This is a genomic window from Shewanella bicestrii, from assembly GCF_002216875.1.
GTDB classification, from domain to species: domain Bacteria; phylum Pseudomonadota; class Gammaproteobacteria; order Enterobacterales; family Shewanellaceae; genus Shewanella; species Shewanella seohaensis.
In genome coordinates, this window is sequence record NZ_CP022358.1 from 2807239 (window position 1) to 2821237 (window position 13999).

8 protein-coding genes and 1 pseudogene are annotated in these 13999 nt (G+C 48.3%); 4 read left to right on the forward strand and 5 right to left on the reverse strand.

Features of this window, described 5'->3' with window-relative positions; genetic code table 11:
* Positions 1-74 precede the first annotated feature (74 nt).
* From CF168_RS12180 to sdhC, 4 genes are read right to left on the reverse strand one after another with little or no spacing between them, the layout of a single operon-like run.
* Complete coding sequence (locus CF168_RS12180; protein WP_011622413.1) at positions 75-782, reverse strand: succinate dehydrogenase iron-sulfur subunit; 708 nt, start codon at positions 780-782, stop codon at positions 75-77.
* A gap of 11 nt (positions 783-793) precedes the next feature.
* Positions 794-2560, reverse strand: a complete 1767-nt coding sequence (gene sdhA / locus CF168_RS12185) for a succinate dehydrogenase flavoprotein subunit (protein ID WP_011622412.1) — start codon at positions 2558-2560, stop codon at positions 794-796.
* A complete protein-coding gene (gene sdhD, locus CF168_RS12190) occupies positions 2561-2908 on the reverse strand; it encodes a succinate dehydrogenase, hydrophobic membrane anchor protein (RefSeq protein ID WP_011622411.1) in 348 nt (115 codons plus the stop codon).
* Positions 2902-3297, reverse strand: coding sequence for a succinate dehydrogenase cytochrome b556 subunit (sdhC, locus tag CF168_RS12195; RefSeq protein WP_011622410.1), 396 nt, complete (start codon positions 3295-3297; stop codon positions 2902-2904). The genes sdhD and sdhC overlap by 7 nt, the downstream gene beginning before the upstream one ends.
* A 416-nt stretch (positions 3298-3713) precedes the next feature.
* On the opposite strand from sdhC, the gene CF168_RS12200 reads away from it, so the two are divergent.
* The 4 genes from CF168_RS12200 to CF168_RS12215 all read left to right on the forward strand — a co-directional run bounded on the left by CF168_RS12200 (position 3714) and on the right by CF168_RS12215 (position 12690).
* Positions 3714-5000, forward strand: a complete 1287-nt coding sequence (locus CF168_RS12200) for a citrate synthase (protein WP_011622409.1) — start codon at positions 3714-3716, stop codon at positions 4998-5000.
* 284 nt (positions 5001-5284) lie between these two features.
* Positions 5285-6361, forward strand: coding sequence for an efflux RND transporter periplasmic adaptor subunit (locus tag CF168_RS12205; protein WP_089068004.1), 1077 nt, complete (start codon positions 5285-5287; stop codon positions 6359-6361).
* A 12-nt stretch (positions 6362-6373) separates the two neighbouring features.
* Positions 6374-9637, forward strand: a complete 3264-nt coding sequence (locus tag CF168_RS12210) for an efflux RND transporter permease subunit (protein WP_089068005.1) — start codon at positions 6374-6376, stop codon at positions 9635-9637.
* Positions 9634-12690, forward strand: coding sequence for an efflux RND transporter permease subunit (locus CF168_RS12215; protein WP_089068006.1), 3057 nt, complete (start codon positions 9634-9636; stop codon positions 12688-12690). The genes CF168_RS12210 and CF168_RS12215 overlap by 4 nt, the downstream gene beginning before the upstream one ends.
* Before the next feature lie 40 nt (positions 12691-12730).
* Here CF168_RS12215 and CF168_RS12220 read toward each other — a convergent pair.
* Positions 12731-13947: pseudogene (locus CF168_RS12220) on the reverse strand (IS3 family transposase).
* Between the last annotated feature and the right edge of the window lie 52 nt (positions 13948-13999).

Genomic DNA, 13999 nt, shown 5'->3' on the forward strand with positions numbered 1-13999 from the left:
AGAGCCACCTTCTATACCCAGAAAGTGACTCTTCGAGAGCTATATTATTATTGATTTAAGCTCGGGTTCTCGCATTACACAGCTCGCTTAAGCAGCATTGACTTAATGTGACCAATTGCTTTAGTCGGATTAAGTCCTTTTGGACAGACGTCAACACAGTTCATGATGCCGTGGCAACGGAACACGCTGTAGGCGTCGTCCAGCTCAGAAAGACGTTCTTCTGTCGCTGTATCGCGGCTGTCGATCAAGAAACGGTAAGCGTGTAGCAGACCGCTAGGACCGATAAACTTATCAGGATTCCACCAGAACGATGGACAAGCCGTAGAACAACATGCACACATGATACATTCGTACAGACCATCTAAATGCGCACGCTGTTCAGGTGACTGTAAATGTTCACGAGCAGGCATCTTCTCATCGTTGATGAGGAACGGCTTGATCTTCTCGTACTGCTTGTAGAACTGAGTTAAATCAACCACTAAGTCACGTACGACTGGCATACCTGGCAGTGGACGAATTTCCAACTTCTTACCTTTGAAGGTAGAGATTGGCGTAATACAAGCCAGACCGTTTTTACCGTTCATGTTCACACCGTCACTACCGCAAACACCTTCACGGCATGAGCGACGGAACGCTAACGTTGGGTCCTGTTCTTTTAACTTGATCAGTGCATCAAGCACCATCATGTCAGAGCCTTCAGCCACTTCGAGGCTGTAATCCTGCATGTAAGGTTTTGTATCTACATCAGGATTGTAACGATAAACTGCAAATTCCAATTTCATCTTTGCAACTCCTAGTAGGTACGTTTCTTCGGCGGGAATGCTTCACGTAACTTAGGCGCCATATTCACAGCACGACGGTCCATGGTTTCAGTCACAGGGTCAAACAGGGTGTGACATAACCAGTTATCATCATCACGCTCTAAATAGTCTTCACGTGAGTGAGCACCACGGCTCTCTGTACGGAAGTTAGCAGCATAAGCGGTGGCAATTGCCGTCGCCATCAGGTTGTCTAACTCTAAACATTCAATACGTTGAGTGTTGAATTCACGAGAGTTATCAGACAACTTGGCATTTTCTAAACGCTTACGGATAGCTTTTAACTGCTCTAAACCTTCTGCCATTGCATCGCCACGGCGGAATACAGAGAAGTTTAATTGCATGCAAAGTTGTAAATCTTTACGGATTTGCGCTGGGTCTTCGCCAGACTTGTTGCTTTCCCAGCGGTTTAAGCGTGCTAAAGTCGCTTGAATTTCCGCATCGGTCGCATCTTTTGGATCCGCAGTCTCATCGAGTGCTTTACCTAAGTGTTGACCCGCAGCGCGCCCAAAGACCACTAAGTCGAGCAGAGAGTTACCGCCTAAGCGGTTAGCACCGTGTACAGACACACAGGCAATTTCACCTACTGCGAATAAACCAACCACATCTTGCTCGCTGCCGTCGTCATTCTTACGAATAACTTGACCGCTCACCTTAGTTGGCAGACCACCCATCATATAGTGACAGGTTGGCAGTACTGGGATTGGACCATCGGCCGGATCGATATGCGCGAAGGTACGAGAAAGTTCACACACGCCTGGTAGACGGGCTTCTAAGGTCTCTTTACCTAAGTGGTCGAGTTTCAGCAAGCAGTGTGGGCCTAATGGACCATCTAAACCACGGCCTTCACGGATTTCAGTCATCATAGAACGTGCTACCACGTCACGAGATGCTAAGTCCTTCGCGTTTGGAGCATAACGCTCCATGAAACGCTCGCCGTCTTTGTTCAGCAGGTAACCGCCTTCACCACGACAACCTTCAGTCACAAGTACACCCGCACCAGCGATACCAGTTGGGTGGAATTGCCACATTTCCATATCTTGCATCTGAACACCAGCACGCATCGCCATACCAACACCGTCACCGGTATTGATGTGTGCGTTTGTGGTTGATGCGTAGATACGACCAGCACCGCCAGTCGCGAGTACCGTGGCTTTGGCTTTGAAGTAAACGATTTCACCCGTTTCGATTTCAATCGCAGTACAACCTACGATGGCACCGTCTTGGTTTTTCACTAAATCGAGGGCATACCACTCAGAAAACACTTGGGTTTTGTGTTTAACGTTCTGTTGGTATAAGCAGTGAAGCAATGCGTGACCGGTACGGTCTGCCGCTGCAGCGGTACGCGCCGCTTGTTCACCACCGAAGTTTTTAGATTGACCACCGAAAGGACGTTGGTAAATCTTACCGTTATCGAAACGAGAGAAGGGTAAACCCATGTGCTCGAGTTCAATAATGGCTTCTGGACCGGTTTGACACATAAATTCGATAGCGTCTTGGTCACCGATAAAGTCGGAACCTTTTACGGTATCGTACATGTGTTGTTCCCAATGGTCTTCATGGGCGTTACCTAACGCAACGGTGATACCACCCTGCGCAGATACAGTATGAGAACGAGTTGGGAATACTTTAGATAAAAGCGCACAGCTCTTACCTTCTTTAGAAATCTGTAATGCTGCGCGCATACCGGCACCGCCAGCACCAATCACTACAGCATCAAACTCACGTACTGGAATACTCACTTAGACACCCCACACAATAACAATGCCGGCCGCCAGATAACAAAAGACGGTGACGACGAAGGTGAACTGTAAAACACCGCGTAACGAAGTGCACTTGACGTAATCCGTCAATACTTGCCATACACCAATCCAGGCGTGAACAAGCAGTGCAACCAGCGCAAGCAGGGTAAACACTTTCATTGGCAGAGCGCTAAACAGGCCATGCCAAACGTCATAGGTGAGAGGGGAACTACATGCAATAAAGCCAACCATGAAAATGGTATAACAGGCGAGGATTACTGCACTAGCGCGTAGTAGAATAAAGTCATGAACACCACTGCGTCCAAAACTTGCTGCATTGGTTACCATACCCATAACCCCGCTAATATTGAAAAGGCTACCGTCAGTACAAATACAGCTTTCGCTGAGGCGGTGCCCGAAGCCAACTCTTCCCAACGACCGGTATCCATTACTAAGTGGCGTAGGCCACCGAATAAGTGATAAGCCAGTGCAGTCAAAATGCCCCACATGATGAACTTCACAACGAAGTTATCAAACAGAGATTGTACGCCTGCGAAACTTTCAGCGGAGGCTAAAGATGAATTTAGCAACCAAATAAGAATGCCAACAGCGAACAGCATGATGACACCGGATACACGGTGAAGAATTGACACAATCGCTGTTGCAGGAAAGCGAATGGTCTGCAGATCTAAATGGACAGGTCTTTGCTTTTTCACGTTCTGCTCACTCAGCTCCATTGAGCATTTTTTTTGTTATGTGAACCGCTTTTGTACAAACTTTAAACCGAGGGGTAAATCAGGGCAAAAGTAAACACAAAAGCAAAGTTTAAACAAACAGATAACTATTTGAACACTCACTTATTTAACATGTAAACAAAGGGTGTTTTAACATCATCGTTTGCAGCCATTATTAGGCGGAGGCAAGTATACTCGCGCGAAATGTCAAATACAAACATCACAGAATGCAAATTTTGTTTTTTTAAGGATATTTTCACCTAAGTGCCAGCTGCACCAAGGAAAGTAAAGAGATTTATACCATGGTCTAACAAATTTAAACGCTTATTTAAATTGAAATGTGATCTAGAATGGCTGTAAAGTAATGGCGGTTTGACATGCCGCACTCACAGATAAGAACGAAGTAAGGAGAACGGGGTATGGCTGATTTAAAAGCCAAATTAGAATTACCAGGGAACGACTCGATAGAATTGCCAGTAAAGCAAGGATCCGCTGGTTTTGACGTAATCGATATCAGTAAACTTGGCAGCAAGGGTTACTTCACTTTTGATCCAGGTTTTCTCGCGACAGCCTCCTGTGAATCTGCAATTACCTATATCGATGGCGATCAAGGTATATTGTTACACCGCGGCTATCCAATCGAGCAACTCGCCGTTGACTCAGATTACTTAGACCTGTGTTACCTGCTGCTTTACGGTGAACTGCCGACGAAAGAGCAATATGCTGAATTTGTACACACAGTAAAAACCCACACTATGGTTCATGAGCAACTCGCCTTCTTCTTTAGAGGTTTCCGTCGTGATGCTCATCCTATGGCAATGTTATGTGGTGTCACTGGTGCATTGTCTGCATTTTATCAAGACTCACTCGATGTCAACGATCCTCGCCACCGCGAAATCGCCGCTTATCGCCTAGTCTCCAAAATGCCAACGATTGCCGCTATGTGCTACAAGTACTCTTCTGGCCAGCCATTCGTTTATCCACGCAATGACTTAAGCTACGCAGGCAACTTCTTAAGCATGATGTTTGCTGTTCCTTGTGAAGAGTACAAGGTAAACCCAATCGTTGAACGTGCTATGGACCGTATCTTCATTCTACATGCGGATCACGAACAAAACGCGTCAACGTCAACCGTACGTTTAGCCGGTTCTTCAGGCGCGAATCCATTCGCGTGTATCGCCGCGGGTATTGCTTCTCTATGGGGCCCTGCGCACGGCGGCGCGAACGAAGCTTGTCTACAAATGTTAGAAGAAATCGGTTCAGTGGATCGTATTCCTGAATTCATCGCCCGTGCGAAAGACAAGAACGACCCATTCCGTCTGATGGGCTTCGGACACCGTGTTTACAAAAACTTTGACCCACGTGCCAAAGTCATGCGTGAAACCTGTCACGAAGTGTTAAAAGAGCTGAAAGTACAAGATCCATTATTAGATGTTGCGATGGAACTTGAGCGTATCGCACTGGAAGACGAGTACTTCATTTCGAAGAAACTCTATCCAAACGTCGATTTCTACTCTGGCATCATCATGAAAGCCATTGGTATTCCAACTAGCATGTTCACTGTACTGTTTGCATTAGCACGTACCGTGGGTTGGATTGCTCACTGGAAAGAAATGTTGGATCAACCAGGTCACAAAATCAGCCGTCCACGTCAGCTATATACTGGCGAGACTGCACGTGACTTCGTTAGCCAAGATAAACGCTAAACTGCATTTATCGATAAAAGCGCCCTCTGGGCGCTTTTTTATTGGTATTTTTTATCCACGCCCTTCTCTCTCCCATCAGTCCCGCTAGCACAATAGCCAATCTCCCCTCACAGGTTATTTAGCATTTCTCATCACTTTTTAAACTTTTTAGCTACATTTAGTAAGTTTGCCTAATCCACAATCTCATAATTTTAAGTTAATTTACTGAAATTAATATATTTTTAATTTTGGCATGTTTTTCGCTTTAAGATGGCATCACAAAAATGACAACAGGTAATACTCTTATGGAAAAGTCAAAAATTGCTAAGTTCGCCCTACCCGTGCTGTTAGTGTCAATGTTAGCGGCATGCGGCGAAGAGGAAGTGGCTAAAAAAGAAGAACAATATGCCATCCCCGTTGAAACCACTACCGTACTGCAGGGTAATGTGTCTTCGTTTTATAGCACTACGGCTACCCTCGAAGCTCCGCAGGAAGCCAATGTCGTTAGCCGTATTGCCGGCCTTATCGAAGCCATTAATGTCGAAGAAGGTGACCGGGTACAAAAAGGCCAAATCCTCGCGGTTATCGATGCTAAACGTCAGCAATATGATCTCGACCGCTCCGAAGCCGAAGTGAAAATCATCGAGCAAGAGTTAAACCGCTTAAAGAAAATGAGCAACAAAGAGTTTATCAGTGCCGACTCGATGGCCAAGCTTGAGTACAACCTACAGGCCGCTATCGCCAAACGCGATCTTGCCGAACTACAAGTCAAAGAAAGCCATGTGATTTCCCCCATCAATGGCATTATTGCTAAGCGTTATGTGAAGGCTGGTAACATGGCGAAAGAGTTTGGGGATCTGTTTTATATCGTCAATCAAGACGAGTTGCACGGGATTGTGCATTTACCCGAGCAGCAATTAACTAGCCTGCGTTTAGGCCAAGAAGCCCAAGTCTTTAGCAATCAGCAGAGCAAAAACGCTATCCACGCTAAAGTATTGCGGATAAGCCCTGTGGTCGATCCACAGAGCGGCACCTTTAAAGTGACATTAGCCGTACCTAATCAGGATGCCCATTTAAAGGCCGGTATGTTCACACGGGTCGAATTGAAGTATGACACCCATGAGAATGTAATAACCGTGCCCTACAGTGCCCTGATCAACCAAGACAACAAGCAAGCCCTGTATGTGATTGACGGCACGAGCGCAGACCATCGCGCCAACCGCCGTGAAGTCGAAATTGGTTACCGTGAAGGCGACGCGGTGGAAGTGGTCTCCGGCCTCAAACCCGGCGAACAAGTCGTGACCCGTGGCCAGCAAAATTTGAAAGACCAATCCTTAGTTGAAGTCATTACCCCACTCGATTTGGCCTCAGCGAAGAACTGATAGGAGTCTTTCATGTCAATCATCAGCACCTCAGTTAAACGGCCAGTCACGGTATGGATGTTCATGCTGGCCATTATGTTATTCGGTATGGTGGGGTTTTCGCGCTTAGCGGTAAAACTCCTACCCGATTTAAGCTACCCCACCTTAACCATTAGAACCATGTACGACGGTGCCGCGCCCGTTGAAGTGGAGCAACTGGTTTCAAAACCCATTGAAGAAGCCGTCGGTGTGGTGAAAGGCTTACGTAAGATAAGCTCTATCTCCCGCTCTGGCATGTCCGATGTGGTACTCGAGTTTGAATGGGGCACCACTATGGATATGGCGAGCCTCGATGTACGCGAAAAACTCGACACTATTGCCCTGCCACTGGATGTTAAAAAGCCATTATTGCTGCGCTTTAACCCCAACCTAGACCCTATTATGCGCCTCGCGCTGTCGATACCTAATGCATCAGAGGCTGAACTCAAGCAGATGCGTACCTACGCGGAGGAAGAACTTAAACGCCGTTTAGAAGCCCTTTCAGGTGTAGCTGCGGTGCGCTTATCCGGTGGCTTAGAGCAGGAAGTGCATATTCAGCTCAATCAGGAAAAGTTATCCCAGCTCAATTTGAATGCTGACGACATTAAACGCCGCATCAACGAGGAAAACATCAACTTATCTGCGGGTAAAGTGATCCAAGGCGACCGCGAATATCTGGTTCGTACCCTTAACCAATTCAATTCATTGGAAGAGCTAGGGCAAGTGATCGTCTATCGCGACGCACAGACCTTAGTACGTCTATTTGAAGTTGCGACCATTACCGATGCCTTTAAAGAACGCAGCGACATCACTCGGATCGGCAGCCAAGAGTCGATTGAACTGGCTATCTATAAGGAAGGCGATGCCAACACGGTCGCGGTGGCTAAAAAACTGCGCGATGAGCTAGTCAAAATCAACCAAGATCCTAAGCAAAACAAACTGGAAGTGATTTACGACCAGTCTGAGTTTATTGAGAGTGCCGTAAGCGAAGTCACCTCCTCTGCACTGATGGGCAGTATTTTGTCTATGTTGGTGATTTATCTGTTCCTACGCAATATTATCCCGACGCTGATCATCTCAATCTCCATCCCCTTCTCGGTGATTGCTACTTTTAACATGATGTATTTTGCCGATATCAGTTTAAATATCATGTCATTAGGCGGTATTGCGCTCGCTATCGGTCTCTTAGTCGACAACGCTATTGTGGTGCTGGAGAACATCGACCGCTGCCGTAGCGAAGGCATGAGCAAATTAGATGCGGCTGTCACAGGGACTAAAGAAGTGGCGGGTGCGATTTTCGCCTCGACCATGACTACACTCGCAGTGTTTGTCCCCTTGGTATTTGTCGATGGTATTGCGGGCGCCCTATTCTCTGATCAAGCCCTCACAGTGACCTTTGCCTTGCTCGCATCACTCTTGGTGGCACTAACCTCAATTCCAATGCTGGCCTCCCGCGAAGGCTTTACAGCACTGCCCGAACTCATCAAGAAAACCCCGAAGGAGAAACCAACGACTAAGCTCGGTAAGTTAAAACACTATAGTGCGACGGTATTTTCCTTCCCGATTGTGTTGCTCTTTAGCTACTTACCGAGTGCATTGCTGACTTTAGCGTTAGTCATTGGCCGCTTCTTTTCTTGGCTGCTCGGGTTAGTAATGCGCCCGCTCAGCAGTGGTTTTAACTTTGTTTACCACGCTATCGAGTCGGTTTATCACAAACTGCTCGCGATGGCGCTACGTAAACAAGTCGCCACTTTGTTACTGACCATAGGGATCACTGGCGCCTGTATTAGCTTGCTGCCCCGCCTTGGCATGGAGCTCATCCCACCGATGAACCAAGGGGAGTTTTATGTGGAGATCCTGCTGCCTCCTGGCACTGCGGTCGGTGAAACAGACAAAGTACTGCAACAACTCGCGATGTCGATTAAAGACAGGCCCGAAGTCAAACATGCCTACAGCCAAGCGGGTAGCGGCGGTCTAATGACCTCTGATACCGCCAGAGGCGGTGAAAACTGGGGGCGTTTACAGGTCGTACTGAGCGATCACACGGCTTACCATCAGGTAACACAAGTGCTGCGTGACACCGCGCGCCGCATCCCTGAGCTGGAAGCTAAAATCGAGCAACCTGAACTCTTTAGCTTTAAAACCCCATTGGAGATTGAGCTTTCAGGTTACGATTTACACTTACTTAAGCGCAGTGCCGATAATCTGGTTAAGGCGCTTTCCGCCTCCGATCGCTTTGCCGATGTGAATACTAGCCTGCGTGATGGTCAGCCAGAACTCAGTATTCGCTTCGACCATGCTCGCTTAGCCGCCTTAGGCATGGATGCGCCCACAGTCGCCAATCGTATTGCCCAGCGCGTTGGCGGTACAGTCGCTAGCCAATATACAGTCCGCGACCGCAAAATTGATATTTTAGTGCGTAGCGAACTGGATGAGCGGGATCAAATCAGTGATATCGATGCACTCATCATCAACCCGAACAGCCAGCAACCGATTGCCCTAAGCGCCGTGGCCGAAGTGTCATTGCAATTAGGCCCATCGGCGATTAACCGCATCAGCCAACAACGAGTGGCCTTAGTATCGGCCAACCTTGCCTATGGCGACTTAAGTGATGCAGTGGCCGAAGCACAGCAAATTCTGTCTGCACAGGTGTTGCCCGCCTCGGTTCAAGCACGCTTTGGTGGACAAAACGAGGAAATGGAACATTCATTCCAATCACTGAAGATTGCACTGATCCTGGCGGTTTTCCTGGTGTACTTAGTGATGGCGAGTCAATTCGAATCACTGCTGCATCCGCTGCTAATTTTATTCGCCGTGCCGATGGCGCTGGCAGGTAGCGTGCTTGGTCTTTATATCACCCAAACCCATTTGAGTGTGGTGGTGTTTATCGGCCTTATCATGCTCGCGGGGATTGTGGTCAACAACGCCATCGTACTGGTGGATAGAATTAATCAGCTGCGCACCGAAGGCGTGGACAAGCTTGAGGCCATTAAGATCGCGGCCAAATCCCGTCTGCGCCCGATTATGATGACCACCTTAACCACCACTTTAGGTTTGCTGCCAATGGCGTTAGGTTTAGGCGATGGCTCAGAAGTCCGCGCACCGATGGCGATTACCGTGATCTTTGGTCTGAGCCTCTCGACCCTGTTGACCCTGATTGTTATCCCTGTGCTCTATGCCCTGTTTGACCGTAAAAAGTTTGAACATACCGCCACAGCGCAAGACAACACGGCCGAAACCGCGGAGGCTCGCCTATGAACCTCACCCGTTTAGCGATAAAACGCCCAGTCACCACCAGCATGTTTTTCTTTGCTATCTTGCTGTTTGGTCTGGCTTCTAGCCGCCTACTGCCGCTCGAAATGTTCCCTGGCATCGATATTCCACAAATCGTGGTGCAAGTGCCTTACAAAGGTTCGACCCCTGCGGAAGTCGAGCGCGATATCACTAAGGTGCTCGAAGAGTCCCTCGCCACTATGGGCGGGATTGATGAGCTCGAATCAGAGTCTTCCCAAGAAGGCGCTGAAATCGAAATCAATATGAAATGGGGCGAAAACGTTGCGACTAAGAGCTTAGAAGCGCGGGAAAAAATCGATGCTGTGCGACACTTATTGCCCAAGGATGTTGAGCGGGTGTTTATCCGCCAATTCTCCACCGCTGATATGCCGGTATTGACCATACGGATTTCGAGCGACCGCGAGCTTTCTGGCGCATTCGACTTGCTTGATAAGCAGCTTAAGCGCCCGCTGGAACGGGTTGAAGGGGTGTCTAAGGTCAATCTCTATGGGGTTGAGCAAAAGCAAATTGAGGTCAGGATCAATGCCAACCGTCTCGCCGCCAGTGGCTATTCGGCAACCGAGTTACAGACACGTCTCGGCCGCGAAAATTTTGTGCTTAGCGCCGGTACCTTAAGGGAAAGTAATCTGGTTTATCAGGTGTCTCCTAAGGGCGAGTTTCGTAATTTAGAGGACATTAAAGCCCTAGTATTATTACCAGGGCTGACCTTAGGTGACGTTGCCGATGTGCAATTTGCGCTACCGGAACGGGTCGAAGGTCGTCACTTAGATAAGCATTACGCCGTGGGTCTGGATGTGTTTAAAGAATCCGGCGCCAACTTAGTGGAAGTGTCTGACCGGGTATTAAAGGTGATTGAGCTTGCCAAGCAAGATCAACAATTCCAAGGTATCCGCTTGTTTATCATGGAAGATCAAGCCTCTGGGGTAAAATCTTCCCTCTCGGATCTGCTGCTGTCGGGATTAATCGGCGCCTTGCTGTCTTTTATCGTGCTGTATTTATTCCTGAGAAACTTCAAGATGACCTTGATTGTGGTGTCATCAGTGCCGATTTCGATTGGTATGACGTTGGCCGCCATGTACTTGCTAGGTTACAGCTTAAACATTCTGTCGATGATGGGGCTGTTATTGGCGGTCGGTATGCTTATCGATAACGCTGTAGTGGTCACCGAGAGTGTGCTGCAGGAGAAGCAAGGCAAAGCCACCAATAGCGCAGAGGACAATGAAAACGCGGTCATGACAGGGGTCGATAAGGTCAGTCTTGCCGTACTTGCGGGCACTATGACCACGGCTATCGTGTTTTTACCCAATATCTTCGGGGTAAAAGTCGAGCTTACCATCTTCCTTGAGCATGTGGCGATTGCGATTTGTATTTCGCTAGCGGCCTCACTGTTAGTGGCTAAGACATTAATTCCATTGATGTTGACTAAGTTTCACTTCGATATCGCACCAGAGAAAGCACCAGGTAAGTTACAAAACCTCTACAACCGTAGCCTCAATTGGGTGCTGCTTCGTCCTTGGCGTTCTGGCCTAATTTCGGTGGCCATTTTGGTATCCACCGCCCTGCCGCTGTCGATGGTCAAACAGGATCAAGAGGACAGCCAAAGCAAGGAGCGGATTTACATCAACTACCAAGTAGAAGGTCGCCATAATCTCAATGTGACCGAAGCGATGGTGAGCCAAATGGAAGAGTATCTTTATAATAATAAAGAGGAATTCCATATCGACTCAGTGTATAGCTATTATGCGCCAGACGATGCCTCTTCGGTGATTTTGCTGAAAAAAGACCTACCTATGCCACTGGATGAGTTAAAGAAGAAAATCCGCAGCGGTTTTCCTAAATTCTCCATCGCGAAACCTCAATTTGGCTGGGGTAATGATAACTCAGGCGTACGTGTCACGCTCACTGGCCGCTCCACCTCAGAGCTTATCCATTTGAGTGAGCAAGTATTGCCCCTGCTCTCCAATATCAAAGGCTTAGTGGATGTGCGCTCCGAAGTGAACGGCGCGCAGCAGGAAGTAGTGATCCGCATTAATCGGCAGATGGCGGCACGGCTGGATTTAAAACTCAACGAAGTGGCCTCTAGCATCTCCATGGCCCTGCGCGGCTCACCGCTGCGCTCATTTAGGCACGATCCCAATGGGGAACTGCGTATCGAAATGGCCTATGAGAAGGAATGGCAAAAATCCCTCGAGAAGCTCAAGCAACTGCCTATCGTGCGTATCGACCAACGCCTGTATACCCTTGATAACCTTGCCAGTATCGAGATTTTACCTAGGTTCGATACCATCAAGCACTACAATCGCCAAACCTCGCTTTCTATCGGCGCGAACTTAGACAAGCTCACCACAGAGGAAGCCCAAACTAAGATCAAACAGGTGATGGAAAACGTGCGCTTCCCGAATGGTTATAACTATTCACTGCGCGGAGGGTTTGAGCGTCAGGATGAAGATCAGAGCGTCATGGCTATCAATATGCTGCTTGCTATTGCCATGATTTACATCGTCATGGCGGCGCTGTTTGAGTCTTTATTATTACCGACGGCGATTATCACCTCGATTCTGTTCTCGATCACAGGCGTCTTTTGGGCTTTGCTGCTCACAGGCACGCCTATGTCAGTCATGGCCATGATAGGGATCTTGATTCTAATGGGAATTGTGGTGAATAACGGCATCGTATTGGTCGACCAAATCAACCAAATGACGCCTGAACTCGATAAGCTGTCAGATACCATACGTGAAGTCTGTATTACCCGTCTGCGCCCTGTGCTAATGACGGTAGGAACGACGGTGCTGGGTCTTGTGCCACTGGCGATGGGCGAAACCCAAATCGGTGGAGGCGGCCCCCCCTACTCACCGATGGCCATTGCCATTATCGGCGGTTTGTCGTTCTCAACGGTGACGAGTCTGTATTTGGTTCCCTTGTGCTACCAACTGCTCTACAGAATGCGTTATCGCGCCGCGGTGCGCCTAGGTGAATCGAACCGCATCGCCCAAAAACTCTTACCTTGGACGGTATAGTTTTTGTCTCGTCCTGAAATAAGTTGACACTTATTTCCACCTAAAACGCTCGATGAACCTCATCGGGCGTTTTGTATTTTAAGGCCAAATGTGGCCGCCGTTGATTATAGATGGCTACCGCTTCTGTCACCATTTGTCGCGCCTCCTCCAGCGTTGCGGGCTTATGTGTTAAAAACTCCTGCTTCAAGATGCCATTCACTCGCTCTGCTAAGGCATTTTGATAGCAGTCATATCCGTCTGTCATTGAGCATGTCACGCCATGTTGTGCGTGAACCGCTTGATACGCGTTTGAGCAGTACTGTATCCCTCAGTCTGAGTGGTGTATCAGCGGTTTACTTTTATCTTGTCGCTGCTTCAGCGCCCGTTTGTAGGCCGTTAGCACCCCGTCTGTTTTAAGATTATCATCAACATGATAGCCCACGATTTTTCGTGACCAGGCATCGGTCACCAAGCTTAAATAGGCTTCATTATCTTGCAGTGGCAGATAGGTAATATCCGCCACCCAGACTTGCTCTGAGCGGCTGATGTCTACTTGCTGCTCGCTGGGCTTAAGCAAGTTGGGATGACACCTAAATCGATGATGGCTATGGGTCGTTTTATGGTACGCCCGCTTAGGCGTGACCAACAAACGATGCGCCCTAAGACAGCGAAATAACCGGTCTCGTCCTATCACTATTTGATGCATTTTGTTGAGTAAATACTGCAGTTTACGCGTACCGACTCGCGGTTGAAGTAGCCGTTCATATTGTACCATTTGCACCACCTGTTGCTCCCTTTGCTCCCATTCTGTTTGCCGCTGGCATTGTTGATAATACGCCTGGCGACTGATGCCAAGGTAACGACAGCATTGGGTGACGCCATAACCTATGGCCGTTTTTTCTTGGAGCGTTTCGCGGGTGGCTTTTTTACGACGGATATCCCGTAGTCAGTTCTGAGTTTTTCGACAATGGCTTCGAAGAACGCCGCTTTCATGCGGGTATCTTCCAGTTCGGCTTCGAGGGCTTTTATCTTTTGCTCGGGGGTGAGCGTGGTGGGTTCAGTCATCAACTGTCCTCGCATTGATGTTGGCGGCGTCCCTAGGGACCAATCCAGTTTGCCATGCTTGCGTAACCACACTAACACGGTGGAGCAACCTTGAATACCGTACTTGTCTTGCGCCTGCTTATAGGTCAGCTCGCCTTTTTCCACTTGGTCGACAACCGCCAATTTAAAAGCGAGGGAATAATCGCGTTGAGTTCGTTTAATTGTTGAAGTCATTACACTCTCCAAAATGAGTTTGAAAAGTGTCAACGCTATTTAGGACGGGTCA

Excerpts from the sequence above, each read along its gene's own strand:
- sdhD (WP_011622411.1), bottom strand. The coding sequence starts at position 2,908 with ATGGTAACCAATGCAGCAAGTTTTGGACGCAGTGGTGTTCATGACTTT.
- CF168_RS12210 (WP_089068005.1), top strand. The coding sequence starts at position 6,374 with ATGTCAATCATCAGCACCTCAGTTAAACGGCCAGTCACGGTATGGATG.
- CF168_RS12205 (WP_089068004.1), top strand. The coding sequence starts at position 5,285 with ATGGAAAAGTCAAAAATTGCTAAGTTCGCCCTACCCGTGCTGTTAGTG.
- CF168_RS12215 (WP_089068006.1), top strand. The coding sequence starts at position 9,634 with ATGAACCTCACCCGTTTAGCGATAAAACGCCCAGTCACCACCAGCATG.
- CF168_RS12180 (WP_011622413.1), bottom strand. The coding sequence starts at position 782 with ATGAAATTGGAATTTGCAGTTTATCGTTACAATCCTGATGTAGATACA.
- CF168_RS12200 (WP_011622409.1), top strand. The coding sequence starts at position 3,714 with ATGGCTGATTTAAAAGCCAAATTAGAATTACCAGGGAACGACTCGATA.
- sdhC (WP_011622410.1), bottom strand. The coding sequence starts at position 3,297 with ATGGAGCTGAGTGAGCAGAACGTGAAAAAGCAAAGACCTGTCCATTTA.